This is a genomic window from Amycolatopsis vastitatis, assembly GCF_002234595.1.
GTDB classification, from domain to species: Bacteria; Actinomycetota; Actinomycetes; order Mycobacteriales; family Pseudonocardiaceae; genus Amycolatopsis; species Amycolatopsis vastitatis.
In genome coordinates this window covers 49,520-74,061 of the sequence record NZ_NMUL01000039.1, presented here as the reverse complement: position 1 = coordinate 74,061, position 24,542 = coordinate 49,520, and the positions used below count along the sequence as shown (strand labels likewise).

The window sequence follows — 24,542 nt, the reverse complement described above, 5'->3', positions numbered from 1 at the left end:
CCCGGCCGCGTTGTGCGACCGGCCGGTGTGGCCGCGCGATGACCGGTGGCCCGGCGACGCCCCCAGCGCCGGGCCACCGGTCTTGTTACCACCGGGTAGCATCCGGGACATGACGCTCCGGCAGAACATCCTGATCACCGGCGCCAGCAGCGGGTTGGGCGAAGGAATGGCCCGCCGGTTCGCGGCTAAGGGGCGCAACCTGGCGCTGTGCGCACGGCGGACCGAGCGGCTCGAGAAGCTGGCCGCCGAGCTGACCGCCGCGCACCCGGGGATCAAGGTCGTCACGCGCACTCTCGACGTCACCGACCACGACCGCGTGTTCACCGTCTTCGAGGAGTTCCGCGCCGAACTCGGCTCCCTCGATCGGGTGATTGTGAACGCCGGGCTCGGGAAGGGGCAGCCGGTCGGCACGGGCCGGTTCGACGCCAACCGCCAGACCCTCGAAGTCAACTTCGTCGCGGCCGCGGCCCAGATCGAAGCCGCCGCCGGGATCTTCCGCGAGCAGGGCCACGGGCACCTGGCGGTGGTCTCCTCGTTCACCGCGCTCCGCGGCTTCCCGGGCAGCCTCACCGCGTACGCCGCTTCGAAGGTGGGGATCTCGGCGTTCGTCGACGGCACCCGGATCGAGCTGAAGCGCAAGGGCATCACCGTCACCGACGTCCGGCCCGGCTACATCGAGTCGGAGATGAACGACCGGATCGGCCGGAACCCGCTGCTGGCCAAGGCCGAGCGCGGCGCCAGGGCGCTGGCCAAGGCGATCGAGGCCGAGCCGGCGCGCGCCTACGTCCCGGCGTGGCCGTGGGTGCCGCTGAGCGTCGTCATGCGCCTGCTGCCGGGCTCGCTGCTGCGGAAGATCGCGTGAACGCCCCGGTCGAGGTCCGCGCGGAGGACGCCTTCGACGCGGCCGCGGTGCACGCCTGGCTGAGCACGAAGGTCGAGGGCCTCGGAGACGAACCGCCGCTCGTCCGGCAGTTCCCCGGTGGCGCGTCGAACCTGACCTACCAGCTGACCTACCCGGACCGGGAGCTGATCCTGCGCCGCCCGCCCGCCGGGCACAAGGCCGCGTCGGCGCACGACATGCGGCGCGAGTACCGCGTCCAGCACGCGCTGAAGCCGGTGTTCCCGTACGTGCCGCGGATGCTGGCGTTCGGCGACGACGAGCGCGTGCTCGGTGGCGACTTCTACGTCATGGAGAAGCTCGACGGCCTGATCCTGCGCGGCGACCTGCCCGAGGGAATGACGCTGACACCGGAGCAGGCGCGGGAGCTGTCCGGCAAGGTCGTGGACCGGCTCGTGGACCTGCACGCCGTCGACGTCGGGAAGGCCGGGCTCGCCGATCTCGGCAAGGGTGCGGGCTACGTCGGACGGCAGATCCGCGGCTGGTCGGAGCGGTACGTCGCGGCGCGCACGGAGAACGTCGGCGACTTCGCCGAAGTGCGCGCGTGGCTGGCGGAGAACCAGCCCGCCGAGGTGAAGATCTGCCTGATCCACAACGACTACCGGCTCGACAACCTGGTCCTGGACGGCCCGGAGACGCTGAACATCACCGGCGTGCTCGACTGGGAGATGGCCACGCTCGGCGACCCGCTGATGGAGCTCGGCAGCATGCTGGCCTACTGGGTCGAGGCCGGCGACGACGACGTCATGCACGCCAGCCGTCGGCAGCCGACGCACCTGCCGGGCATGTTCACCCGCGAGGAGTTCGTCGCCCGCTACGCCGAAAAGACCGGGCTCGAGATCGGCGACTGGCGGTTCTACGAGGTCTACGGCCTGTTCCGGCTCGCGGCCGTGCTGCAGCAGCTGTACCGGCGTTACCACGACGGCGCCACCCGCAACCCGGCGTTCAAGGACTTCTGGCAGTTCGTCGGCTACCTCGACTGGCGCTGCCGGGAGATCATCGCGAAGGGACGGGTCTAGTGGGCGCGATCTACCTGGTCCGGCACGGACAGGCGTCGTTCGGCGCGTCCGACTACGACGCGCTGTCCCCGCGCGGCTTCGAACAGTCCACTGTGGTCGGTGCGGAACTGCTGCGGCGCAACGTCTCCTTCAGCCAGATCCGCTCGGGTACGCTGGCCCGGCAGCGCGACACGGCGGCCACGGCGCTGAAGGCGCTCGGTACCGACGTCCCGGTGGTCGAAGACCCGCGCTGGAACGAGTACGACCACGTCGACATCGCGCTGCACCACGCCGGCGGGGCACCGCAGGAGGATTCCCGGGCCTACCAAGGGCTCCTCGACGCGGCGCTCACGGCGTGGACGTCGGCCGGCGCCGACGGGCCGTGCGCCGAGACGTGGCCCGCGTTCCTCTCGCGGTGCCGTGACGCCCTCGCCGACCTCGTCGTCTCGCTGGGCAAGGGCGAGCACGCGGTCGTGTTCACCTCCGGCGGCGTGATCGCCACGGTCTGCGGCCTGCTCATGGGCACCCCCGAGACCGGCCTGCTCAAGCTCAACCGCGTCACGGTCAACGGCGGCATCACGAAGCTGGTGTCCGGACGCGGCGGCGTCACGCTGCTGTCGTTCAACGAGCACCCGCACTTCGAGGCGGACGCGGCCTCGTTGCTCACCTACCGGTAGGAGGCACCCGATGCGGTTCGGTGACGTCACGCTCATCCCGGTCGGCGGCCACGGCCCGGAGGACGTCGTGGTAGACGGCGAAGGCCGGGTCTACACCGGCGTCGACGACGGGCGCGTCCTGCGTGTCTCGCCCGACGGACGGCACATCGACGTCGTCGCCGACACCGGCGGCCGCCCGCTGGGGCTGGAGCTGTACGGCGACGACGAGCTGCTGATCTGCGACGCGCGGGCCGGGCTGCTGGTGGTGCCCTTGTCGGGCGGGACGCCATCGGTGCTCGCCACGTCGGCCCTCGGCCTGGACTTCGTGTTCTGCAACAACGCCGCGGTGGCCGCGGACGGCACGATCTACTTCACCGACTCCTCCCGCCGGTTCGGCATCGACAGGTGGCGCGACGACCTCATCGAGCAGACGGCGGGCGGCCGCCTGCTCCGGCGCTCCCCGGACGGCTCGATCGACCTGCTGCTCGACGGCCTCCAGTTCGCGAACGGCGTCGCGCTGGCCCCGGACGAGTCGTTCGTCGCGGTGGCCGAGACGGGCGCGTTCCGGGTTTCACGCGTGCGGCTTTCCGACGGCCGGTCCGACGTGTTCGTCGACGGTCTGTGGGGTTTCCCGGACAACATCTCGACCGGCACGGACGGGCTCATCTGGGTCACGCAGGCGTCGCCCCGGGTGGCGGCGCTGGACGTGGCGCGCCGCCTCCCGGCCTTCTTGCGCGCGGGGATCCGCGCGCTCCCGACGTCGTTGCAGCCCCGTCCGGGCCGCGAGGTGGGGGTGCTGGGCGTCGCGGCGGACGGCAAGGTCGAACGCGAGCTGCGCGGCGAGATCCCCGGGTTCCACATGCTCGTGGGTGTCCGCGAGTGGCGGGGGAAGCTGTATTTCGGCTCTTTGGAGGAGTCGGCGATCGCGGTGACACCTACCATCGGGTAATGCTGAGCAACGTCCGGATCGAAGCGCGCATCCCCACCCAGGACCTGGCCCGCGCCCGGCGCTGGTACGCGGAAAAGCTCGGGCTCGAGGCCGTCGAAGAACGGAGAAGCGGCCTGCGTTACGAAGGTGCGTCGGGCGTTTTCTGCCTGTACGCCTCGACAGGGGTGTCGGACGGATCGTTCACGCAGGTCGCCTTCTACGTCGACGACCTCGAAGCGACGGTCGCCGTGCTGCGGGAGCGCGGCGTCGTCTTCGAGGAGTACGAAGGCATGCGCGGCGGCATCATGGAGATCGACGGCAACTACCCGAGCAAGGGCAGCGGCGAGCGGGCCGCGTGGTTCCGCGACAGCGAGGGCAACCTCATCGGCCTCGCCGAAGTGGTGCCCTGACGCGCTGCTCAGGCCCGGCTGCGCCGGCGCTTGAGGCGGGTGAGGACGAACCACGTGTGCCCGATCCCGAGCGGAATCACGATCAGGGCCCAGAAAACGAACTCACCGGTGCTCGGCCGGTCGTATTTCACCGTCAGCCACCAGGCGAGCACGCCACCGAGGACGGCGACGAACAGGCACGCCCACACCCGGTGGCCGACCGCCCACGATTCGAGCTTGGACAACGGCCTCTCGTTCCGCACCATGGATTCTTCCCCTCAGCCGGTCGAAGGAAGAATGCCCGGATTGCCCGCTCCCAAACCCGGCCTGGGACGGCTCAGCGGCCCGTCCAGCGCGGCTCCCGCCCCGCGGTCCAGGCCGCGTAGAACTCCTTGTGGTCCTTGGCCGTCATCAGCAGCGCCTGCGTGATCGCCTCCAGCTCGATCGCACTGCCCAGGTCCATGTCCAGCTCACGGGTCAGCAGCACCTTCGTCGTCGCGTACGCCAACGCCGGACCATCGGCCAGCCGCCGCGCCAAGGCCGCGGCAGTGGCAGGCAGCTCCTCATCGGAAACCACCTGTGAAGCCAGCCCGATCTCCGCCGCCCGAGAAGCCGATACCTTGTCGCCCAGGATCAGCAGCTCCGTCGCGCGGCCCAGTCCCACCAGGCGCGGCAGCAGGTACGCCGACCCCATGTCCGCGCCCGCCAACCCCACCTTCGTGAACAGGAACGCGAACTTCGCCGACTCCGCCAGCAGCCGGAAGTCGCTGGCCAGCGCGATCACCGAACCCGCGCCCGCCGCGACGCCGTTGACCGCCGCGATCACCGGCAGCGGGCACTCGCGCAGCGCCTTCACCACCGCGCCGGTCATGCGCGTGAACTCCAGCAGCTCCGCGGTCTCGAACTTCTGCAGCTCGCCGATGATCTCCTCGACGTCGCCGCCGGAGCAGAACCCGCGGCCGCGGCCGGTGATCACCAGCACCCGGACGTCTTCGTGCTGCGGCAGCTCGATGATGAGGTCCCGCAGGTCGGCGTAGACGTCGAAGGTCAGCGCGTTCAGCTTCTCGGGCCGGTCGAACGTGACTGTGGCGACGCCGTCGGCCACGGTGAACTCGAAGTGTTCCCACTCCTTCGTCAGCGGTGCGGTCGCGCGGAACGGGCTCATGACTGGATTCCTCCGCCGTCGAGTACGAGGGTCTGGCCGTTGATCGCGGCGGCTTCCGGCGCCGCCAGGAAGGAGACGGCGAAGGCCACCTCCGAAGGTTCCAGCAGCCGGCCGAGCGGGGACGCCGCCGCCAACGCGGATTCCGCTTCCGAAGAGGAACGTCCGGACCGCGAGACGATCCTCGCCACCGAGGTCGCCGTCATGTCGGTGCGGACGAATGCCGGGCACACCGCGTTCGCCGTGACGCCGGTGCCGGCCAGCTCCGCCGCCACGGCGCGCATGAATCCGACGGCCGCATGCTTCGACGCCGTGTATCCGGCCGTGTAGCGGTAGCCGACGTGCGAGGCCGTCGACGCCACCGTGACGATCCGGCCGCTGTCGCGCGAACGCATCCCGTCCAGAACTGCGCGCGTGCACAGGAAAGCGCCCGTCGCGTTCACCTCGAATTGCTCGCGCCAGTCGTCGAGCGAAGTCCGCGCCACCGGGGCGCTCGAAGAGATCCCGGCGTTGTTGACCAGCACGTCCACCGGCTCCGCCGACGCGAAATAGGCCGCGACGGCTTCCTCGTCGGTGACGTCGCATTCGGCCCGGCCCGGCGCGAGCACCGTGTCACCCGCAGCGCGGAACCGGGCCGCGATCGCCGCGCCGATGCCGCGCGTGCCGCCGGTGACCACGACCAGGCGGCTCACGGGCGGCCCGCCAGGGCGCGCCGGTCGAGTTTTCCGTTGGCGGTGCGGGGGAGTTCCGGCATGAAGACCACCTCGCGGGGGTACTTGTGCTTGGCCAGGTGGGCTTTCGCGTGGTTCTTCAGCTCATCGGCGGAGACCGCGGAACCCGGCCGCAGCACGACGTACGCGCGCGGGACGACCAGCCCCTCGGCCTCGTGACCGACCACCGCGCAGTCCATCACCGCAGCGTGGCCGAGCAGGCAGTCCTCGATCTCGCCGGGCGCGACGAACACGCCGCCGACCTTGAGCAGCGCGTCGGCGCGCCCGTGGTGGCGGAAGCACCCGTCCGGGTCGCGGCTGAAGAGGTCGCCGGAGGTGAGCGTGTCGCCGTCGAACGTCCGCGCGGACCTCTCCGGGTCGCCGAAGTACTCCAGCGCGATCGTCGGGCCGGTGACCCGCAACGGCCCGATCTCCCCGTCCGGCAACGGTTTTCCGAGCTCGTCGACGACCTGTGCCGAGTACCCGGGCACCTCGGTGCCGAGCGTGCCGACGCGAGCTTGCCCCGGCCGGTTCGACAGGTAGATGTGGTACGCCTCGGACGAGCCGATCCCGTCGACGACCGGCACGCCGAAGGCCGCGTCCCACTTGCGGTGCAGCTCCGAGGGCAGTGCCTCACCCGCCGACGTCGTCATCCGCAGGCAGCTCAGGTCCTGCCCGGCCGCGGCCGGGTGCGCGACCATCGCGCTCATCATGGTCGGCACGTTGACCAGCACGGTCGGGCGGTGGCGGGCGATCAGCTCGAAGATCAGGTCCGCGGTGCTGCGCTCGGGGAAGGCGATCCCGGCGGCGCCGACGCCGAACGGGAACAGCGCCACCAGGTCGCGCGCGTACCCGAAGAACAGCTTGGGGACGGCGAGAATCCGGTCGTCCTCACGCAGGCCGAGCACCTGGACGGCGTACCGTTCGAAGCTCTCCAGCGGACTGCGCAAGGGATGCACGCACGCCTTGGGCGCACCGGTGCTGCCGGTGGTGAACTTCCAGATCCCGACGTCGTCCACGGTGGTCGGCGCCGCTCCGAGGGTGTCCGGCGCCGCGTCGACGAGCGTCCGGAATGGACGTTCACCCGGGCGCAGCTCGTCCTCTGGCACGCCGGTGACCAGCAGGTTCCGGGCACCCGCCTCGCGCAACGCGGGCAGCGTGACAGCGTCCGCGAGCACCACGGCGGCTTCGGTGTAGCCGAGGTAGTACGCGTAGTCCTTCGGCTGCAGGAACGGGTAGACCTCGGCGGTGACCGCGCCGATCTTCTGCGCGCCGTACCACGCCGCGACGAACTCGTCACCGTCGCTCAGCGCCAGCAGCACGCGCTGTCCTTTTCGGACACCCGCGTCGAGCAGCACGTGACCCACGCGGTTGGTGAGCCGCGCCAGCTGCGCGTAGCTGATCGAACGATCCCCGACGAGCAGGGCGGTCCGGTCGCCGCGGCCCTCGGTCACGTGCCGGTCGAGGAAGTGCGTGGCGAGGTTGAACGGCTCACTCACCGGCCAGCTCCCGGATCGCTTCCACCAGCAGGTCGGTCAACGTCGAGAACGTCTCGGTGCCTTCTTCGGCGGTCGCCTCGGCGGGCTTGCCGCAGTACGCCTCGGGCATCCCCATGGCGCGGAACCCGCCGTCTTCGGGGGCCGCCGCCAATCCATCCATGCCCCCGCCACCACCCTCAACGGAGGCGCTTCGCGCCGCTGTCAAACTGACCGGCACGTGCGGCAGCGTCCGCATCAGCGCCTGGTCGACCAGCTCGGGCCGGTCGGCGAGCACCAGCGACGTCTCGTACCGCCCGGCGTGGCACTCGCCGGACCGGAACTCCTCGGTCAGCCGCTGCGCGTGCCGCCGCCGGACCAGGTCGAGCAGGGCGACGCGTCCGTCGTAGGCGAAGTTCAGCGTCTCCACCGCCCGCCGCAGCGTGACCAGGTGCGCGGGCTCGAAGTGGTTGTTGACCAGCAGGATCCGGCGCAGGCGCTGGCCGATCAGCGACGCGCCGATGTCGACGAGCAGCGAGTGCAGCGTCTCCTCGCCGATGTGGACGCCGCCGGCGAACCCGGACGCGAACCGCGTCACGCCGTAGGGCACCTCGGGCAGGACCAGCACGTGGACGTCCTCGTCGGCGGCCAGCCGCTCGGCCGCGCGCTCGCACATCCCGCGCGAGATCAGCGGGTCGGTGCCCAGTGGCGCGTGCGGGCCGTGCGGCTCGATCGCGCCCAGCGGGAGCAGCAGGACCGGGACGCGGGGGCCGTCCACAAGTGCGGCCACCTGCGGCGAGCTGAGGTCCGCGAAGTACGTCACGCAAATCAAGCTACACCGCAGCGGCCTGAGGTGTATAGAGTTGCGTTCATGCCCGCCGACGCCTTCGAAGCCAGCCCCCAGGAGCTGGTCGTGACGTTGCTGGGCAGCTACGTGCACCCGCGTGAGACCCGCCGGGTGTGGTCGGGCGGCCTGGTCGCGGTGCTCGCCGAGCTGGGTTTCTCCGACGGCGCCGCCCGCATCGCGCTCACCCGCCTGGTGCGCCGCGGCCTGCTGCAGCGCCACCGCGAAGGCCGCACCGTGCACTACTCGCTGACCCGGCGCACCATCGCCCTGCTCGCCGACGGCGACCACCGGATCTTCTCCCTCGGCCGCCGCGAGCGCGCCGCCGGCGAGTGGACCGTGCTGTGGCAGAGCATCCCGGAGAGCCGGCGGCAGGCCAGGGAACGCCTGGTCAGGCGGCTGCGGTTCCTCGGGTTCGGGCCCTATCAGGACGGCACCTGGATCGCCCCGCACGATCGCGAGGCCGAGGTCGTCGCCCTGCTCGGCGAACTCGACGTCACCGAGCACGCCGGGCTGCTGCTCGGCCGGCCGTCGGCCGCGCTGGACGTCCGCCGCTTCGCCGGGCGGGCCTGGGACCTCGACGACCTGGCCGCGCGGTACACCGCGTTCGTCGGCCAGTTCGGCGGGTACGCGGACAAGGACGTTTCGGACGCCGAAGCGTTCGAGGTCCGGACCCGCCTGGTGCACACGTTCCGGGCGTTCCCCTCGCTCGACCCCGAACTGCCCGCCGACCTGGTGCCCGCACCGGATCGCCGGGCGGCGGCCGTCGAGCTGTTCCACGATTTGTACGCCGCGCTCGCGGACCCCGCTCAGCGCCATTTCGACGAGGTGACCCAAGGATGACGGAAACCAGTCAAGCGACCCAGGAAGCGCTGAGCTACACCTCGTACCTCGCGCTGGACGACGTGCTGAACGCGCAGCGCACGCGGTCGGACGAGCACGACGAGCTGCTGTTCATCGTGATCCACCAGGTCTACGAACTGTGGTTCAAGCAGATCCTGCACGAAATGACCTTCCTGCAGGAGAACCTCCTGGCGGGCAACACCGCGCACTCCATCCGCACGCTGCGCCGGATCCTGACGATCCTCAAGGTCGCCGTCGCGCAGATCGACGTGCTGGAGACCATGACGCCCAGCCAGTTCACCAGTTTCCGCGCCCGTTTGGACGCTTCGAGCGGCTTCCAGTCGGCCCAGTTCCGCGAGCTGGAGGCGGTGCTCGGGCGCCGTGACGAGCGCGTGTTCGCGCACTACCCGGAAGACGGCGAACAGCGGAAACGCATCGCCGACGCGATGGCGCGCCCGTCGTTGTTCGACTCTTTTCTCGCGTACCTCAAGGCTTCCGGCTACCCAGTCGAGTGTGACCGAGACGTCACTCGACCGGTGGAGCCGTCCCCGGCCCTGCAGGCGATATTGCTGGACGTGTACAGCGACGACGGGGGACCCTCGGTCGTCGCGGAGTCTCTGGTCGATCTCGACGAAGGGATGCAGGAGTGGCGCTACCGGCACGTGAAGATGGTCGAACGCACCATCGGCGACAAGACCGGGACAGGAGGATCATCCGGCGCTACGTACCTGCGTACCACGCTGTTCCAGCCGATGTTCCCGGATCTCTGGGCCGTACGGAGCCGACTTTGACCACTTTGGACGATCTGCGCGCGGACGACAACGCCCTCGCCGCGCACTACTCCCGGTTCGCGGTGGCCGAACGCCTCCTGCTGTCCGGGCACTCGCACCAGGCCTGGCCGGACGTCGCGGAGGAGGGACTGCTCGAGTCCTTCGCCGACGCTGCGCGCGACGTCGACGTGAAGTGGGAGCGCGCCTTCGCGAAGGCGGACGAGCTGCGCGCGGGCTTCCGCCTGCTGCTCGGCGACCCGCACGGCGAGTACGCGCTCGGCGCGAGCACGCACGACCTGGTGCTGCGGTTCCTCTCGGCGATGGAGCTGCCGCGGCGGCCGCGGCTGGTCACCACCGACGGCGAGTTCCACACCCTGCGCCGTCAGCTCGCCCGCCTCGAAGAGGAGGGCGTCGAGGTCGTGCGGGTGCCGCTCGACCCGGTGAAGACGCTCGCCGAGCGCGTCGCCGCGGAGGTCGACGGCAACACCGCGGCGGTGCTCGTCTCGGCGGTGCTGTTCGAGACGTCGAGGCTCGTGCCCGGGCTGGCGCACCTCGCCGACGTCTGCCGCGGCCGCTCGATCGAGCTCGTCGTCGACGCCTACCACGCGCTCGGCGTCGTGCCGTTCCCGCTGCACGACCTCGGGCTCACCAACGCCTGGGTGCTCGGCGGCGGCTACAAGTACCTCCAGCTGGGCGAGGGCAACTGCTTCCTGCGGCTGCCGGCCCACGCCCAGGAGCTGCGGCCGGTGATCACCGGCTGGTACGCCGAGTTCGGCGCGCTCGCCGACGAGCGGCACCCCGGCAAGGTCCCGTACGCCACCGGCGGCGACCGGTTCGCCGGCGCGACCTACGACCCGGCCAGCCACTACCGCGGCGTCCGGGTCCAGCGGTTCTTCGCCGAGCAGGGGCTGACCCCGGAGTTCCTGCGCGAGGTTTCGCAGCACCAGGTGGGGCTGCTCGCGTCGGTGTTCGACAAGCTCGCGCTGCCCGAGGACGTCGTCACCCGCGACCGCGAGACGCCGCCCGGGATGCTCGGCGGGTTCCTCTCGCTGCGCTGCGCCGACGCCGCCGGGCTGCAGGCGGCGCTGGCCGCTCACGGCGTCCGCACCGACAGCCGGGGCCCCTACCTGCGCTTCGGCCCCGCGCCGTACCTCTCCGACACGCAGCTGGAGACGGCGATGGGCACCCTCGGCACGGTGGTCCGAGGCTGATCACCCGTTCGTATCCCGGACCGCCACTGGTCCGGCGCACGGCGAAGATCTAGGTTGATCCCGGGCACCCGGGCGGACGACCTCCGCGCCGGGTTTCCGACAACCCCCGTGAAGCGCGTCCCGGCCACGAACCGGGCGCGGGAGACAAAGGAGTCACCACCGTGACCGAAGGAGTGTTCGCCCGGGGCACCGGGCACGAACAAGTCGTGTACTGCCACGACGCGGCCAGTGGCCTGAAGGCCATCATCGGCATCTACTCCACCGCGCTCGGTCCCGCGCTGGGCGGGACGCGCTTCCACCCCTACGCCACCGAATCCGACGCGCTCGACGACGTCCTCGCGCTGTCCAAGGGCATGGCGTACAAGAACGCGCTGGCCGGGCTCGACCTCGGCGGCGGCAAGGCCGTCATCATCGGCGACCCGAAGACGCTCAAGTCCGAAGCGCTGCTGCGCGCGTACGGGCGTTTCGTGCAGTCCCTGGGCGGCCGCTACATCACGGCGTGCGACGTGGGCACGTACGTCCACGACATGGACGTCGTGGCTCGCGAGTGCCAGTACGTCACCGGCCGCTCGCCCGAGGACGGCGGGGCGGGCGACTCGTCCGTGCTCACCGCGTTCGGCGTCTACCAGGGCATGCGGGCCTCGGCCGAGCACGTCTGGGGCAGCCCGGACCTGGCGGGCAAGCGCGTCGGCGTGGCCGGCGTCGGCAAGGTCGGGCACATCCTCGTCGGGCACCTCGTGGACGCCGGCGCGCAGGTGACGATCACCGACGTGTGGTCGCCGGCCATCGAGCGCACCCGGTCGGTGTACGGCGACGTCCAGGTGGCGTCCGATGTGGACACCCTGCTGCGGTCCGAGCTGGACGTCTTCGCGCCGTGCGCCCTCGGCGGCGTGCTGAACGACGAAACCGTGCCGGTGCTCGGCGCCCGCGTCGTCTGCGGCGCGGCGAACAACCAGCTCGCCCACGCCGGCATCGACAAGCAGCTCGCCGACCGCGGCGTCCTGTACGCGCCGGACTACCTGGTGAACGCCGGCGGCGTCATCCAGGTCGACGACGAGCGGCACGGCTTCGACTTCGACCGCGCGAAGCGCAAGACGACGGCCATCTACGACACGACGAAGGCCGTGTTCGCGCTGGCCGACACCGAGGGCGTGCCCCCGGCGACGGCGGCCGACCGGCTCGCCGAGCGGCGGATGGCCGAGGTCGGGCGGCTGCGCTCCATCCTGACCGTCTAGTTCCGGAACGTCACGAGGGGCACCCTCATGGACACCATGGCCATGAAGGTGCCCCTCGGGGAGCGCGAAAGCTCAGCCGCTCTTGCGGCGGAAGGTCCGCTTGTTGGCCGCCGGGCCGTGGGCGTGCTGGTTCTTGCCGCCGGCGTTCTCGTGCGACGCGCCCGACCGGGCGTGGGCCTGCTTGCGTTCCAGTGCCTCGCGGAACTTGCGCTTGACGTCGTCCTCCTCGCCGCTGGGCGACGGGGTCGGTTCACTCATGCTTACCTCCGAAAACGACGACGTGTGACCGCTCCAGCCTGTCACCACTCAAACCGCTTGGCGAGCCGATTTGTGTCACCCTTCAGCGTTTGGGGGACGGCACGCCGCCGAACTGCACCGACGTGCGGGTCAGCGGGCGGCCGCAGTGGTCGCACAGCAGCATCGGCCGCAGCCGGTTGCCGCATTCGACGTGGTGCAGCGTGATGTCCGGCTCCTGGCCGGCCACCTCGAACCCGCGTGACCACTCGGCGATGAACGCGAGCGCCGGGAAGAACGCCAGGCCCTTCGCCGTCAGCCGGTAGTCGCGGGCGTCGGTGCGGGTCTTCGCCGTGCCGGTGCGCAGGACGCCGACCTCGACGAGCTTGCTCAGCCGGGCCGACAGCACGCTCGGGCCGATGCCCAGCTCGCGCTCGAACTCCGAGAAGTGCCGGCAGCCGAGCAGTGCCGAGACGACCAGGCCGGTCGACCAGCGGTCGCCGAGCAGCTCCATGGTGTCGGGGAAGAACATCATCGGGTCGCCGGCGAGGGATTCGGCGTCCTTGCGGCGGAAGCGCTTGGACGCGGTCGCGGCGGCGACGCCGGTGCTGTCGAGGCGTTCCGCGCGGACGTCTCGCGCGTCGACGCGGCGCCCGCAGGCGGCGCAGCCGAGGGGCGCTGATGTAGCCAGCTCGCAGTCGAGGTGGATCAGCGTCGGCAGCACCTCGCGGCGGCCTTCGACCCACTCGCGCTCCCACGCCCAGATGCAGATCAGCAGCGGCCACAGCTCCAGGCCGCGTTCGGTGAGCCGGTACTCGTGCCGCGTGCGGCGGGCGTCCCGGTACGGCACGCGGGTGAGCATGCCCGCGTCCACCATGTCCCGCAGGCGCCCGGACAGCGCGGTCGGGGAAATGCCGAGCCGCAGGCGCAACTCCTCGTACCGCCGGAAGCGCAGGAACAGGCTCTGCAGGATGAGCAGCGTCCACTGGTCGCCGACCAGTTCCAGCGCTCTTCGCAGCGGATCTCCCGCCGGTCGGACGCGGTGCGCGGTCGCTTCGGTCACTGTCATCCCCTCGATTGCTCTCTGCGGCCCAAGCGTACCTGACTACATCAAAAGAAGCCTATTGACACCTGGGTACACAAATCATAGTCTCATCTCCAACAGCCCGCGCAGCCAGGGAGCAGCCCGATGACCAGGACCTCCGAACAGCCGCTGATGGTGGCCAGGACGGCGGACACCGACGAGGCGAACCCCTACCTGCTCGGCGTCTACGCCCCGGTCGGCACCGAGATCGACGCGGAAGACCTGCGGGTCATCGGCGAGATCCCGAAGGACCTCAACGGCGTCTACCTGCGCAACGGCCCGAACCCGCGGTTCGCCCCGGAAGGCCGCTACCACTGGTTCGACGGCGACGGCATGATCCACGCCGTCCACCTGGAGAACGGCAAGGCCCGCTACCGCAACCGCTGGATCCGCACGAAGGCCTTCGAGGCCGAGTCCGCGGCGGGCAAGGCGCTCTGGACCGGCGTCATGGAGAACCCGGCGGACAACCCGTTCGGCAACTCCCACGGCCTGGGGCTCAAGGACAACGCCAACACCGACGTCGTCTTCCACCGCGGCCGGATCCTCGCCACCTGGTACCTGTGCGGCTCGCCGTACGCGGTCGACCCGCTGTCGCTCGAGACGCTGGGCGCCGAGGACTTCCTCGGCACGCTGGTCGGCGACATGATGGCCCACCCCAAGGTCGACGAGACCACCGGCGAGCTGTTCTGGTTCGACTACGGGCCGCGCCCGCCGTACCTGCGGTACGGCGTGATCAGCGCGGACGGCCGGGTCGTGAACACCACCGAGATCGAGCTGCCGGGCCCGCGCCTGCCGCACGACATGGCCATCACCGAGCACTACGCGGTGCTGATGGACCTGCCGCTGGTCCAGGACCTGCAGGCGGCGGAGCAGGGCCGTCACAAGCTGCACTTCGACCGCTCGATGCCGAGCCGCTTCGGCGTCATGCCACGCTACGGAGACGGTAGCCAGATCCGGTGGTTCGAAGCGAGCCCGTGCTACATCTACCACGTCGTCAACGCCTGGGAGGACGGCGACGAGGTCGTCCTCGACGTCTGCCGCGTGCAGCGCCCGCAGCCGCGAGCCGACGCGCACACCCCGCTGGCGAAAATGCTCTCCTATCTGCGGCTCGACGCCCAGCTGCACCGCTACCGCTTCGACCTGCGGACCGGTGCCTGCCGCGAGACGCCGCTCGACGACGGCAACACCGAGTTCCCGACCGTCGACGCCCGCGGCGTCGGCAGGCGGAACCGGTACTCCTACACGGTGCACATCTCGCCCGAATCGACGCTGAAGTTCGACGGGCTGGTGCGCCACGACAATCTTGCCGGCAACAAGACCGAATACCGGTTCGGTCCCGGCCGGTGGGGCAGTGAGGCTCCGTTCGCACCCCGCGAAGGAGCACCCGTCGATTCGGCGGACGGTTATCTGGTGACGTTCGTGCAGGACGAGCGTGAGGGACGCTCGGAACTGGACATCTTCGACGCCACCGATCTCGCTGCCGGACCCGTGGCCAGGGTCCTGCTTCCCCAGCGTGTCCCGCTCGGTTTTCACGCGACCTGGGTCCGGGCGGACCAGCTGGAAAACCTCCGCTCATGAGATGCCATCGAGAGGGTCGCGCCCGGGACTTCCGGGCGCGGGGATGGTGGAGCGCGGAGACGATCGACCAGCTCGTGAAGGAGCGGGTCAGTGCCGACCCGGAGGGTCTCGCGCTGGTCGATCCACCGAACACCACCGCACTGGTCGGACGCGACCCGGTGCGGTGGACCTGGAACCGGCTCGACGAACGCGTCGACGTCCTGGCCGCGTTCCTGCTCGCCAGAGGGGTGCGAGCAGGTGACGTCGTGGCCGTGCAGCTGCCGAACTGCTCGGCCCTGGTCCAGGCGTTCCTCGCGATCGTGCGGATCGGCGCGATCGTCACCCCGTTCCCGGTGTCCTACCGGGAGCACGAGCTGGGCCCGATGTGCCGGCGCACCGGGTCCGCGGGAGTGGTGACCGCATCCAGATACGGCGAGCACGAGCTCGCCGGGGCGGCCCTTGGGCTAGGCGCTTCGGCGCCGTCGGTCCGGTTCGTCGTCGCCAGGGGGGACGACGAACCGGCCGGCGCCCTGGCCTGGCCCGAAGATCCGCTGTCCGAAGCCGGGAAGTCCGCTTTGGACGAGTACCTGTCCGCGCTCGAGACCGACGTCGACGACTGCGTGACGATCTGCTGGACGTCCGGCACCGAAGCCGAGCCGAAGGCGGTCCCCCGCTGCCACGGGGACTGGCTGGCGACGGCCGCCGGCTGCGTCCAGGCCGCCGGGATGACCCGCGACGACGTCCTGCTCTCGCCGTTCCCCATGACGAACATGGCCGGCATCGGCGGGATGTTCCTGCCGTGGCTGCTGACCGGCGCCGTGTTCGTCCCGCACCACCCGTTCGACCTGCCGGTGTTCCTGGGGCAGCTCGCGGCCGAGCGGGTGACCTACACGCTCGCGCCACCGGCGTTGCTGACCATGCTGCTGCGCAACGAAACAGTGCTGTCCCAAAAAGTACTGTCCGGAGTGGACATTTCCGCGCTGCGGAAGATCGGGTCCGGCTCGGCCCCGCTCTCGCCGTGGCTGGTGCGCACCTGGGCGCAGCGGTACGGCATCGACATCATCAACTTCTTCGGCTCCAACGAGGGCACCGCGCTGCTGTCCGGTCCGGTGGACATCCCGGACCCGGACCAGCGCGCGAGCTACTTCCCGAACTACGCCTCCGCCGTCACCTGGTCGACGCCCGTCGCCGGCTGGACGTCGGTGCGGCTGCACGACCCGGTCACCGGTGAGCGGGTGACCGAACCCGGGCACCCCGGCGAGCTGCACATCGCCGGGCCGACGGTGTTCGCCGGTTATCTCCGGGAGATGGGCGAGCCGCTCGACACGTCGGCGTTCGACGACGACGGGCACTTCCGCACCGGCGACGTCTTCGAGATCGCCGGCGAGCGCGGGGAGTTCCTGCGCTACGTCGACCGGATGAAGGACCTCGTGATCCGCGGCGGCATGAACATCTCGCCGGCCGAAGTCGAGGGCCTGCTGGCCGGCCACCCGGACGTCGCCGACGTGGGCGTCGTCGGCGTGCCCGACGACGTCATGGGGGAGCGGGTGTGCGCGGTCGTCGTGCCCGGCGCGCGCAAGCCGACGCTGGAGGAGCTGGTCGCGTACCTGCGGGAGCGCAAGGTGGCCGCGTTCAAGCTGCCGGAACGGCTCGAATACGCGGACGCGCTTCCCCGCAACCCGGTGGGGAAGATCCTCAAGCGGCAGCTGCGGGAAAGCCTGGGGTGAGGTCATGACGGTGTTCGTGCTGGGCGGGGCACAGACCGACTTCGCGCGCAACTTCACGAAGGAAGGGCGCGGGATCCTCGAGCTGTTCGCCGAGGTCGTGCCCGCGGCTCTCGCGGACGCCGGTGTCGCGGCCGAAGACGTCGAAGTCGCGCACGTCGGAAACCTCGCGGCGGAGCTGTTCACCGGCCAGGCCCAGCTCGGCGGGCTGCTGGTGGCGGCCGTCCCGGAGCTGGACGGAGTGCCGTCGACCCGGCACGAAGCCGCGTGCGCGTCCGGCAGCACCGCCGTGCTCGCCGCGTGCGCGGACCTCGAAGCCGGCCGGTACGACCTGGCGCTGGTCATCGGGGTCGAGCTGATGCGCAACGTCGACGGGCAGCGGGCCGCCGAGCACCTCGGATCCGCCGCGTGGGCCGGGCATGAGGCCGTCGCCGCGAAGTTCCCGTGGCCCGCGCTGTTCGCGGACGTCGCTTCCGCGTACGACTCACGTTATGGACTCGATCCCGGGCACCTCGGGCTGTTCGCCGAGCACGCCTTCGCCCGGGCGACGCTGAACCCGCTGGCCCAGGCCCGCGACTGGCGTTTCCCGGCGGGCGCGTTCGGGCCCGACGACGAGCTCAACCCCGTCATCGAGGGCGGCTTGCGCAAACAGGACTGCGGCCGGATCACCGACGGCGCCGCGGCGGTCCTGCTGGCCTCGCCCGCGTTCGCCGAACGGCTCGGCGGCGGGTTCCCGCGCATCGCGGGCTTCGGGCACCGCACCGCGCACATCGGCCTCGCGCCGAAGATCGCTTCCGGCGGCGAGTACCTGTTCCCGCACCTGCGCGGCGCCGTCGTCGACGCCTACCGGCGAGCCGGCGTGCCCGGCCCCGACGCGCTCGACGTCGTCGAACTGCACGACTGCTTCACCATCACCGGCCTGGTCGCGCTGGAGCACCTCGGCGCGGCACCACCCGGCGACGGCGGCCGGTTCATCGACGGCGGCGGCCTCGACGCGGCCGGGATCAACCCGGGCGGCGGCCTGATCGGCCTCGGTCACCCGGTCGGCGCGACCGGTGTCCGCATGCTGCGCGACGCGGCCCGGCAGGTCTCGGGCACGGCCGGCGAAACGCAGGTCGGCGGCGCGCGGACGGCGTTGACGTTGAACGTCGGCGGCTCGTTCACCACAGTGGTCACCATGATCGTGCAGGCCGCCGCATGAAGCTTTCGGTGTCGCTGGGCCTCTGGCAGGACCGCCCGCCGGAGGAGGCGCTGGAAACCGCCCGCGCCGCCGAGGCCGCCGGGTACCCGGAGCTGTGGATCGGCGAGATGGCGACGTGGGACGCCTTCGCGCTCGGCACGGCGATCGGCGCGGCGACCTCGCGGATTTCCCTCACCTTCGGCCCGCTGGCGGTGACCGTGCGGGACCCGGCGACGATCGCCATGGGCGTCGCGTCGGTGGCGGCGCTGACGGGCCGGTCGACCGGGGTCGCTTTGGGGACGTCCAGCGACATCGTGGTGCGGGCCTGGCACGGCCGTTCGCGGGACCGGGCGGTCACGGCGCTGGCGGAGTCCGCGATCGCGGTCCGGCAGCTTCTCGGCGGCGAGAAGTCCACTGTGGACGGCAAGGTCGCCGGCTCGACCGGTTACCGGTTGCGGCTGGCCGCCCCGAAGTCGCCTTTGACGATCGCCGCCTTCGGCCCGCGCGCCCTCGACGTCGCCGCGCGGCACGCCGACCGGATGGTCGTCAACCTGGTCAGTCCGGCGGCCGCGGCGACGCTGGTCCGTGGACTGCGCGAAGCCGCTTCGCGCATTGACAGCACGCCGCCGCCGGTCGCTGCCTGGGTGGTCGGTGCGGCCGATCCGGGCCCCGCCGAGGTCGAACAGCTTCGCCGCGGCGTCGTCGGCTACCTCGCAGCGCCCGGCTACGCCGACATGTTCCGCGCCGAAGGCTTCGGCGCCCTCGTCGACTTCGCGCGCACCCGCCCGCACCCGCGCGAACTCCTGGCCGCGGTGCCGGTCGAGGCCATCGCCGCGGTCGGGTTGCTCGGGTCCCGCGCCGAGATCGCCGTGAAGGCCGCCGAGTACGCCGCGGCGGGCATCGACGAGCTGGCGATCGTCCCGGCCACGAGCGACGACGACCCCGGCGGCGCGAAAACTCTCGCGGCGTGTCGATCCGCCGCCGTCCCGTTCGACGCGTGGGCATGACTGAAGCCACCGAAACCAAGAACCTCGACCGGTCCGGCCTCGCGACGATGCCGTGGAGCAGGGCGCGCGACCTCCTCGCCACCCAGACGCCGCACGAGAACCTGACGTTCTTCGTCGGGACCGTCCGTCCCGACGGGCGGCCGCACGCCGCGGGCGTCGGAGCCATCTGGGTGGACGACACCCTGTATTTCGTGAGCGGGCCGGGCACGCGCCGGGCCCGCAACCTGGCGGCGAACCCGGCGTGCACCGTGTCGGTGCGGCTGCGCGGCCTCGACGTCACGATGGAAGGCGAGGCCCGCCGCGTCACCGATGCCGCGACCCTGGAGCGAGTCGCGGCCGTCTACGGCGAGGGCGGCTGGCCCGCGACGGTGATGGACGAGGGGTTCACCGCCCCGTTCATGGCACCGACCGCCGGGCCGGCGCCCTGGCACCTGTACCGGCTCGCGCTGCACCACGCCATCGGCGTCGCCACCGCCGAACCCTACGGCGCCAGCCGCTGGGACTTCACCCGCTGACCGAAGAGGCGACCAAGCCGCCGATGGCGGCCATGCCGTCGGCGTTCGGGTGCAGCGGCGCCGCGACCGACGTCGGGATCAGGCTCTCGAACCACTTCACACCGGGCGCCTTGCAGACGTCGTGCCCGATCGAAGCCGTCCGCACGTCGACGTAGTGAGCGTTGTGCGCGGCGGCCTGACGGGCCAGTGCCGCGTTCGTCTTGTCGATGCTGCCCTGGATGTAGTTCGCGTCGCGCGGGGTGAGCGGCGCGATCGGCCAGCACCCGTTGTGCCGCAGGTACGTCCCGTACCCGGCGACGTGGACGTCGGCGTTCGGCGCGTGCGCGTGGATCGCGTCCAGCAGCGCGCCCCACACCGGCTCGAACGCGGCGATCTTCTCGGCCAGCTGGTCGTGGCCGCCGGCGGTGAACCGGTCGACGCAGTCCGGAACGATCCCGGGAAGCAGGTTGATGCAGCTCGTCGCCGCACCGACCAGGCCGACGTCGTTGCCGCCGATCGTCAACGTCACGATCCGGGTCTGCGCGCTCAGCGCGTCCAGCTGCGGCGGCACCGGGCCGGCCGACGTCTGCTGCGGCGCGGTCATGTCCGCGGTCGTCGCGCCGGAGCACGTGACGTCTTCGAGCGGCACGCCGAGCTCCTTCGCGGCGACGTGCGGGTAGTCGAGCAGCGACCGGAGGCAGCCGGGAGAGGAGAGGTCCGGTGGCGGGATCAGCGGCCCGGCCGCCGCCGAATCGCCCAGCGCCACGTACTCCCCGCCCGTCCCCGCCGTCGCCGTGCCCGCCGTCGCGCTCGCCAGCGCGGTGACCATGATCGCGATGACCGCCGTCGTTCTCACTCGCACGCCGTCCTCCTTGACGTTGTGCCGATGATTGGCTTCCGTGACACCATCGGCACGCAGCGTGGCCGGATTGACTGGGAATCCGTGCAGAGAACGGGGGGATCGGTTGTGACGGAGCACAAGCGTGGCGGGGACCTCGCCCTCGGCGGACAGCGCGTGCACGAGCGGCTCACCCGGGAGGAGCCCGAACTCGTCTCCCGGGTTCTCACGCGCATCCAGGCCGAGGTCGCCGATTACCGGCGACTGCCGGTGGAGGAGCTGGCCGGCGACATCGCGGGCATCGCCCGGCAGGTGGTTCGGGCGTTCGCGCGGAGCCTGCGCGAGGACCGCGAGCTCAACGCCGCCGAGCTGCGGCAGATCGGCGCGTCCGCGGTCCGCCGCGCCGAGGAGGGCTTCCCGCTGGAGGCCGTGCTGACCGCGTACCACGTCGGCGCGCGGGAGATCTTCGCCGTCGGCTCTGCTTCGGCGAGCAGCGCGGACGTCGCCGATCTTCTCGAAGTCGCGGACCGGGTGCTCGCGTTCGCCGGCACCGTCACCGGCGCGGTCACCCGCGGCTACCTCGAGGAGCTGCGCACGAAGGTCGGCCAGGAGCACACTGCGCGCCGGACGCTGCTGTCGGTGCTCGTCGACGGCGGCCCGGTCGACGTCGTCGCCCGCAGCGCCGGGATCGCCCTGCCGGCGCGGTACCTCGTCCTGAGCGTCGAGCTCGGGCCGCACGCCGACGAGGAGTCCCCGGACGTGGACACCGGAATCGCCGTCCGCCGCAAGCTCCGCCGCTTCCTCGCGGCGTTCGAACGGTGCTGCGGCGACGGTGTGCTCGCGTCGCTCGACGGCCCCGGCGGGCTCGTCCTGCTGCCCTTGGCCGGGCGATGGGCCGACGTCGCCGAATGGCGGCAACTGCTGCACACGGCCGGCCAGGCGGCCGGCGTGGCCGTGCTCGCCGCGGCGGACACCGCGGCGCCGGAGGAGGTCCGCGAGGTGGCCGCGCAGACCGCGGACGTCCTGGACGTGCTCCGCTGGTTCGGCCGCGAACCGGGCCTCTACCGCCTCGACGACGTCCTGGTCGAGTACCAGCTGACCCGCCCGGGCGCGGCCCGTGACCGGCTCGCGGCATTGCTCGCTCCGCTCGACGCGCACCCCGAACTCGTCGAGACCCTGGCGACCTACCTGGTCCTCGACACGAATCGCCGCCGAACGGCAACGCGGCTGCACGTCCACCCGAACACGGTCGACTACCGCCTCCGCCGGGTCCGCGACCTGACCGGCGTCGACCCGCTCCACCCGGCGGGCCTGCCCCGCGTCATCGCGGCCCTCGCGGCCCGGCGGGCTTCGGGGTCACGCCGGGCTTGACTGGTGGGACCGCGAGAGGTCTCGGGCTCGCACTTCCGCGGGTCGGCGAGGCGCGGGCACCCGAACCGGCCACGGCGTCCGGGCGATCAGCCCGGCGAGTGTCCCCGCCGCCAGCGCGGCCGTCAGGACCACCGCAGCGAGCGCCGAAGCCGCGTCGAATGCCAGCTCGCCGAAGCGGCCGAGCACGAACCCGGTGTGCAGCCCCCAGGCGACCACGGTGATCCCGGCCGCGGCGGCGAACGAGGTTTCGAAGGCGGCCGCCAGCACGACCGCGCCCAGCGTGACCAGCGCGTACCACGGATGACCCGTCGCGCCGGCCAGGTCCGCCACGATCACCGCCGCGATCGCGGCCACACACCCGTACGGGAACCCGAACCCAGCTGTCATGTCCTCAGTGCAGTTTCGACGGCGTCGAAGGCCATGATCCAGGACACTTTCCCTACGCGGGGACTGCCGGATCTTTACGTCTTATTTACTCCGGGCGGTCACGCGGCTGATCGCGTCGGCGAGCTCCGGCCAGACCGCGCGGGGCAGGTTGTGCCCCATGCCCGGGATGACGACCAGCTCCGCGTCCGGGATCGCCTCCGCCGTCGCCTTGCCGCCGCTGACGTCGATCAGCGGATCGGCGTCGCCGTGCACGACCAGCGCCGGCAGCCGCACCGAACGCAGCCCCGCGGTGCGGTCGCCGGAGGCCACCACCGCCGCGGCGTGGCGCAGCGTGCCCACCGGGTGGCGTGCGCGGTCGTAGTGCAGAGCCGCCTTGGCCAGCAGGAAGGCTTCGTCGTCGGGGTAGCCGGGGGAGCCGAGCCGCCGGTAACCCTCGACGCTGTCGGCGATGGCCTGTTCACGGGTGTTCGCCGGCGGCCGCGACAGCAGCGCCAGCGCCCACGGCTCGGCCCGGCCGACCGCCGGGTCGCCGGTGGTCGACATGATCGACGTGAGGCTCAGCAGCCGGTCGGGGTGGTCGATGGCCAGCTGCTGCACGATCATCCCGCCCATCGACGCGCCCACGACGTGCGCGCGCCCGATGCCGAGCGCGTCGAACAGCCCGACCGCGTCGTCGGCCATGTCCGAAAGCCGGTACGGCGCGGTCGTCAGGTCGCCGCCGGCGATCGCCGCCAGGTCCGGCGCGGGCAGGTGGTCGAGCCAGCTGGAGAGCCCGACGTCCCGGTTGTCGTAGCGCACGACGAAGAACCCGCGGCCGGCGAGCAGCTCGCAGAAGCCGTCCTCCCAGGTGATCATCTGGGCGCCGAGGCCCATCACCATGACCAGCGCCGGGTTCGCCGGGTCGCCGAAGGTGTCGTACTCGAACTCGAGACCGTTGGCCTGTGCACGTGCCATACCCCGATCCTGCCGTACTCGCGCGGTGCTGGCACCGGTACGGCCGGTGCGGTTACCGTTACGCCCCATGCCGACCTCATCCTCGGGCACGGGACAGCGCCCCCGGTCGCGCGCCGCGGCGGGACTGCCTGCCCTCACGGCCGACTGCATCATCGGCGCGGCCACGGAGCTGACCGGCCAGCGCGGCCTCGACAACTGGACGCTGCGGGAGCTCGCCCGCGCGGTCGAGGCGTACCCGGCGGTGATCTACCACCACGTCGGCGACCGGGACGCGGTGGTGAACGCCGTCGTCGACCGGGTGGTCGGCCTCCTGGAGCTGCCCGACGAACGGCTGCCGTGGCAGGAGTGGTTCACCGAGCTGCTGGCCGGGCTGCGGGCGCTGCTGCGCGCCTACCCGGGCTGTGCGCGCCGGCTCGCGCTGTTCGGCCCGTCCGTCCAAGCAGCCACCCGCAGCATCGACGCGGGCATCGGCGTCCTGCTGAAGGCGGGGTTCGGCCGCGAAAGCGTGCTGGCGTACAACCTGCTGCTGATGACCGCTTGCCAGTTCGTGGCGATGGAGGACGACCGCGACGGCGCGCTCGCCCTGCGCATCGACAACACCGAGGCGTACGCGACCTACCGGGAGCGCGACGACCTGCCGGGAATGGCGGAGCTGGGTGAGGCGATGCACGACCTGATGGGTGACCCCGAACTCGCGTCGGGCTATTACGCGCAGCTCTACGACTACGCTGTCCGGCGGTGTCTCGACGGCCTCGCGCACCGGCTGGACGAACTTCGCGAATCGGACGAGGCGAGCTGACAGTGACTTGACAGTGCTACCGCGTACGGTGGGGGTAGGTCGGTGGTTCGTCCATCGACCCGGAGCTCCCGGCGCCCTCCTCCCCCTCGTGGCGCCGGGGGCTTCGGTCTTTCTGGGGCTATTCGAGGCCGCCGTGCCGCGGCGCCGGCGGTGCGGTCCGCGGCGGCTGCGCCTGGATGGCCGGGAAGATTTCGCCGACCAGTGTCACCAGCGACTTCGACAGCAGCAGGTGCACCTGGGCGCGCGTCAGTGACCGGCGCACGAGCCATTCCCGGCCCGCCGACTTCACCATTCCGCCGAACGCGCGCACGAGCGCGTTGAGCTCGGGCCCGTGGTCGCTCTCCCGGGACAGCCCGACGGCTTCCAGCACGCGGTCGGCGGATTCGCGGTCGGCTTCTTCGAGGATGCGCTCCACCTCGAGGTCCCGGCCGATCCCCTCGGGCGCGATCGCGGCCAGCCACATCCGCTCCTGGCTGGTGACCATGTCCAGGAACCACTCGATGGCGACGTCGGCCCGCAGGTCCAGCGGCCCGTCCGGGAGGATTTCGACGGCCAGCCGCGGCACGGTCAGCGCCCGGCGGATGATTTCGAGGTACAGCTCGCGTTTCGTGCCGAAGTAGTGGTTGATCAGCCCGCGCGCGACGCCCGCCGCCGCGGCGATGTCCGAAGTGGACACTTCGGAGTAGGGACGTTCACCGAACAGCCGCGCCGCACAAGCGTAGATCTGTTCCTTTCGCTCGTCCGGTTCCAGTCTTCGCCATCTCGGCGCCGGCTCGGTGTTCATCGCCCCATCG

Annotated in this window: 27 protein-coding genes; 16 read left to right on the top strand and 11 right to left on the bottom strand. The window is 71.5% G+C overall.

The window, feature by feature from the left end; all coding sequences use genetic code 11:
• Positions 1–109 precede the first annotated feature (109 nt).
• The 5 genes from CF165_RS33200 to CF165_RS33180 are packed head-to-tail and all read left to right on the top strand — an operon-like array spanning position 110 to position 3,890.
• Positions 110–862 (top strand): SDR family oxidoreductase, encoded by a 753-nt coding sequence (locus tag CF165_RS33200; protein WP_093951541.1) that lies wholly within the window; start codon positions 110–112, stop codon positions 860–862.
• Positions 859–1,917, top strand: a complete 1,059-nt coding sequence (locus tag CF165_RS33195; protein WP_093951540.1) for a phosphotransferase family protein — start codon at positions 859–861, stop codon at positions 1,915–1,917. Before CF165_RS33200 ends, CF165_RS33195 begins: the two co-directional genes overlap by 4 nt.
• Positions 1,917–2,573 (top strand): histidine phosphatase family protein, encoded by a 657-nt coding sequence (locus CF165_RS33190; protein ID WP_093951539.1) that lies wholly within the window; start codon positions 1,917–1,919, stop codon positions 2,571–2,573. Before CF165_RS33195 ends, CF165_RS33190 begins: the two co-directional genes overlap by 1 nt.
• Before the next feature lie 10 nt (positions 2,574–2,583).
• Positions 2,584–3,501: an SMP-30/gluconolactonase/LRE family protein gene (locus CF165_RS33185; RefSeq protein WP_093951538.1), complete on the top strand. Its 918-nt coding sequence runs from the start codon at positions 2,584–2,586 to the stop codon at positions 3,499–3,501.
• Positions 3,501–3,890, top strand: a complete 390-nt coding sequence (locus tag CF165_RS33180; RefSeq protein WP_093951537.1) for a VOC family protein — start codon at positions 3,501–3,503, stop codon at positions 3,888–3,890. Before CF165_RS33185 ends, CF165_RS33180 begins: the two co-directional genes overlap by 1 nt.
• Positions 3,891–3,898: 8 nt before the next feature.
• Here the strand turns inward: CF165_RS33180 and CF165_RS33175 are convergent, their stop codons facing one another.
• From CF165_RS33175 to CF165_RS33155, 5 genes are all read right to left on the bottom strand, one after another.
• Entirely contained in the window at positions 3,899–4,114 is a 216-nt protein-coding gene (locus CF165_RS33175) for a hypothetical protein (RefSeq protein WP_143268715.1), read from the bottom strand.
• A 92-nt stretch (positions 4,115–4,206) separates the two neighbouring features.
• The gene (locus tag CF165_RS33170) at positions 4,207–5,034 is read right to left on the bottom strand and encodes an enoyl-CoA hydratase family protein (protein WP_093951535.1); all 828 of its coding nucleotides are present in this window, start codon (positions 5,032–5,034) and stop codon (positions 4,207–4,209) included.
• Positions 5,031–5,723 (bottom strand): SDR family NAD(P)-dependent oxidoreductase, encoded by a 693-nt coding sequence (locus CF165_RS33165; RefSeq protein ID WP_093951534.1) that lies wholly within the window; start codon positions 5,721–5,723, stop codon positions 5,031–5,033. Before CF165_RS33165 ends, CF165_RS33170 begins: the two co-directional genes overlap by 4 nt.
• Complete coding sequence (locus CF165_RS33160) at positions 5,720–7,240, bottom strand: benzoate-CoA ligase family protein (RefSeq protein ID WP_093951533.1); 1,521 nt, start codon at positions 7,238–7,240, stop codon at positions 5,720–5,722. The genes CF165_RS33165 and CF165_RS33160 overlap by 4 nt, the downstream gene beginning before the upstream one ends.
• Positions 7,233–8,039 (bottom strand): creatininase family protein, encoded by an 807-nt coding sequence (locus CF165_RS33155; protein WP_093951532.1) that lies wholly within the window; start codon positions 8,037–8,039, stop codon positions 7,233–7,235. Before CF165_RS33155 ends, CF165_RS33160 begins: the two co-directional genes overlap by 8 nt.
• 48 nt (positions 8,040–8,087) lie before the next feature.
• Between CF165_RS33155 and CF165_RS33150 the strand changes: the two genes are divergently transcribed.
• The 4 genes from CF165_RS33150 (at position 8,088) to CF165_RS33135 (ending at position 12,119) form a co-directional block, all read left to right on the top strand.
• Positions 8,088–8,903 carry a PaaX family transcriptional regulator gene (locus CF165_RS33150; protein ID WP_093951531.1) on the top strand — a complete coding sequence of 272 codons (816 nt, stop codon included), beginning with the start codon at positions 8,088–8,090 and terminating at the stop codon, positions 8,901–8,903.
• Positions 8,900–9,694 (top strand): tryptophan 2,3-dioxygenase, encoded by a 795-nt coding sequence (locus tag CF165_RS33145; protein WP_093951530.1) that lies wholly within the window; start codon positions 8,900–8,902, stop codon positions 9,692–9,694. The genes CF165_RS33150 and CF165_RS33145 overlap by 4 nt, the downstream gene beginning before the upstream one ends.
• On the top strand, positions 9,691–10,884 hold the full coding sequence (locus tag CF165_RS33140) for a kynureninase (protein WP_093951529.1): 1,194 nt from the start codon (positions 9,691–9,693) through the stop codon (positions 10,882–10,884). Before CF165_RS33145 ends, CF165_RS33140 begins: the two co-directional genes overlap by 4 nt.
• 161 nt (positions 10,885–11,045) lie before the next feature.
• Complete coding sequence (locus CF165_RS33135; RefSeq protein WP_093951528.1) at positions 11,046–12,119, top strand: Glu/Leu/Phe/Val dehydrogenase dimerization domain-containing protein; 1,074 nt, start codon at positions 11,046–11,048, stop codon at positions 12,117–12,119.
• Between the two features lie 72 nt (positions 12,120–12,191).
• On the opposite strand, the gene CF165_RS33130 is transcribed toward CF165_RS33135, so the two are convergent.
• Together CF165_RS33130 and CF165_RS33125 are read right to left on the bottom strand one after the other, a co-directional pair.
• On the bottom strand, positions 12,192–12,377 hold the full coding sequence (locus CF165_RS33130) for a DUF5302 domain-containing protein (RefSeq protein WP_086839736.1): 186 nt from the start codon (positions 12,375–12,377) through the stop codon (positions 12,192–12,194).
• Positions 12,378–12,459: 82 nt separating this feature from the next.
• Complete coding sequence (locus CF165_RS33125) at positions 12,460–13,416, bottom strand: winged helix-turn-helix transcriptional regulator (RefSeq protein ID WP_093951527.1); 957 nt, start codon at positions 13,414–13,416, stop codon at positions 12,460–12,462.
• Between the two features lie 126 nt (positions 13,417–13,542).
• On the opposite strand from CF165_RS33125, the gene CF165_RS33120 reads away from it, so the two are divergent.
• The 5 genes from CF165_RS33120 (at position 13,543) to CF165_RS33100 (ending at position 19,420) form a co-directional block, all read left to right on the top strand.
• Complete coding sequence (locus CF165_RS33120) at positions 13,543–15,015, top strand: carotenoid oxygenase family protein (RefSeq protein ID WP_093951526.1); 1,473 nt, start codon at positions 13,543–13,545, stop codon at positions 15,013–15,015.
• 74 nt (positions 15,016–15,089) lie between these two features.
• A complete protein-coding gene (locus CF165_RS33115; RefSeq protein ID WP_240521913.1) occupies positions 15,090–16,721 on the top strand; it encodes a class I adenylate-forming enzyme family protein in 1,632 nt (543 codons plus the stop codon).
• Between the two features lie 4 nt (positions 16,722–16,725).
• Complete coding sequence (locus CF165_RS33110; RefSeq protein WP_093951524.1) at positions 16,726–17,919, top strand: acetyl-CoA acetyltransferase; 1,194 nt, start codon at positions 16,726–16,728, stop codon at positions 17,917–17,919.
• Complete coding sequence (locus tag CF165_RS33105; protein ID WP_093951523.1) at positions 17,916–18,905, top strand: LLM class F420-dependent oxidoreductase; 990 nt, start codon at positions 17,916–17,918, stop codon at positions 18,903–18,905. The genes CF165_RS33110 and CF165_RS33105 overlap by 4 nt, the downstream gene beginning before the upstream one ends.
• Positions 18,902–19,420, top strand: coding sequence for a pyridoxamine 5'-phosphate oxidase family protein (locus CF165_RS33100; protein WP_093951698.1), 519 nt, complete (start codon positions 18,902–18,904; stop codon positions 19,418–19,420). Before CF165_RS33105 ends, CF165_RS33100 begins: the two co-directional genes overlap by 4 nt.
• Here CF165_RS33100 and CF165_RS33095 read toward each other — a convergent pair.
• Entirely contained in the window at positions 19,410–20,255 is an 846-nt protein-coding gene (locus tag CF165_RS33095; protein ID WP_093951522.1) for an SGNH/GDSL hydrolase family protein, read from the bottom strand. The genes CF165_RS33100 and CF165_RS33095 overlap by 11 nt on opposite strands.
• A 111-nt stretch (positions 20,256–20,366) precedes the next feature.
• Here CF165_RS33095 and CF165_RS33090 point away from each other — a divergent pair, with 111 nt between their 5' ends.
• Positions 20,367–21,608: a PucR family transcriptional regulator gene (locus CF165_RS33090; protein WP_093951521.1), complete on the top strand. Its 1,242-nt coding sequence runs from the start codon at positions 20,367–20,369 to the stop codon at positions 21,606–21,608.
• Here the strand turns inward: CF165_RS33090 and CF165_RS33085 are convergent.
• Complete coding sequence (locus tag CF165_RS33085) at positions 21,594–21,995, bottom strand: hypothetical protein (RefSeq protein WP_093951520.1); 402 nt, start codon at positions 21,993–21,995, stop codon at positions 21,594–21,596. The two genes, CF165_RS33090 and CF165_RS33085, sit on opposite strands and share 15 nt — an antisense overlap.
• 81 nt (positions 21,996–22,076) lie before the next feature.
• On the bottom strand, positions 22,077–22,949 hold the full coding sequence (locus tag CF165_RS33080; protein ID WP_093951519.1) for an alpha/beta fold hydrolase: 873 nt from the start codon (positions 22,947–22,949) through the stop codon (positions 22,077–22,079).
• A 67-nt stretch (positions 22,950–23,016) separates the two neighbouring features.
• Here CF165_RS33080 and CF165_RS33075 point away from each other — a divergent pair, with 67 nt between their 5' ends.
• Complete coding sequence (locus CF165_RS33075; protein WP_093951518.1) at positions 23,017–23,748, top strand: TetR family transcriptional regulator; 732 nt, start codon at positions 23,017–23,019, stop codon at positions 23,746–23,748.
• A 118-nt stretch (positions 23,749–23,866) separates the two neighbouring features.
• Here CF165_RS33075 and CF165_RS33070 read toward each other — a convergent pair whose 3' ends face one another.
• A complete protein-coding gene (locus CF165_RS33070; RefSeq protein ID WP_093951517.1) occupies positions 23,867–24,532 on the bottom strand; it encodes a TetR/AcrR family transcriptional regulator in 666 nt (221 codons plus the stop codon).
• Positions 24,533–24,542 lie beyond the last annotated feature (10 nt).

Excerpts from the sequence above, each read along its gene's own strand:
- CF165_RS33100 (WP_093951698.1), top strand. The coding sequence starts at position 18,902 with ATGACTGAAGCCACCGAAACCAAGAACCTCGACCGGTCCGGCCTCGCG.
- CF165_RS33075 (WP_093951518.1), top strand. The coding sequence starts at position 23,017 with ATGCCGACCTCATCCTCGGGCACGGGACAGCGCCCCCGGTCGCGCGCC.
- CF165_RS33170 (WP_093951535.1), bottom strand. The coding sequence starts at position 5,034 with ATGAGCCCGTTCCGCGCGACCGCACCGCTGACGAAGGAGTGGGAACAC.
- CF165_RS33085 (WP_093951520.1), bottom strand. The coding sequence starts at position 21,995 with ATGACAGCTGGGTTCGGGTTCCCGTACGGGTGTGTGGCCGCGATCGCG.
- CF165_RS33120 (WP_093951526.1), top strand. The coding sequence starts at position 13,543 with ATGACCAGGACCTCCGAACAGCCGCTGATGGTGGCCAGGACGGCGGAC.
- CF165_RS33150 (WP_093951531.1), top strand. The coding sequence starts at position 8,088 with ATGCCCGCCGACGCCTTCGAAGCCAGCCCCCAGGAGCTGGTCGTGACG.
- CF165_RS33200 (WP_093951541.1), top strand. The coding sequence starts at position 110 with ATGACGCTCCGGCAGAACATCCTGATCACCGGCGCCAGCAGCGGGTTG.
- CF165_RS33130 (WP_086839736.1), bottom strand. The coding sequence starts at position 12,377 with ATGAGTGAACCGACCCCGTCGCCCAGCGGCGAGGAGGACGACGTCAAG.
- CF165_RS33080 (WP_093951519.1), bottom strand. The coding sequence starts at position 22,949 with ATGGCACGTGCACAGGCCAACGGTCTCGAGTTCGAGTACGACACCTTC.
- CF165_RS33180 (WP_093951537.1), top strand. The coding sequence starts at position 3,501 with ATGCTGAGCAACGTCCGGATCGAAGCGCGCATCCCCACCCAGGACCTG.
- CF165_RS33070 (WP_093951517.1), bottom strand. The coding sequence starts at position 24,532 with ATGAACACCGAGCCGGCGCCGAGATGGCGAAGACTGGAACCGGACGAG.
- CF165_RS33110 (WP_093951524.1), top strand. The coding sequence starts at position 16,726 with ATGACGGTGTTCGTGCTGGGCGGGGCACAGACCGACTTCGCGCGCAAC.
- CF165_RS33105 (WP_093951523.1), top strand. The coding sequence starts at position 17,916 with ATGAAGCTTTCGGTGTCGCTGGGCCTCTGGCAGGACCGCCCGCCGGAG.
- CF165_RS33145 (WP_093951530.1), top strand. The coding sequence starts at position 8,900 with ATGACGGAAACCAGTCAAGCGACCCAGGAAGCGCTGAGCTACACCTCG.
- CF165_RS33185 (WP_093951538.1), top strand. The coding sequence starts at position 2,584 with ATGCGGTTCGGTGACGTCACGCTCATCCCGGTCGGCGGCCACGGCCCG.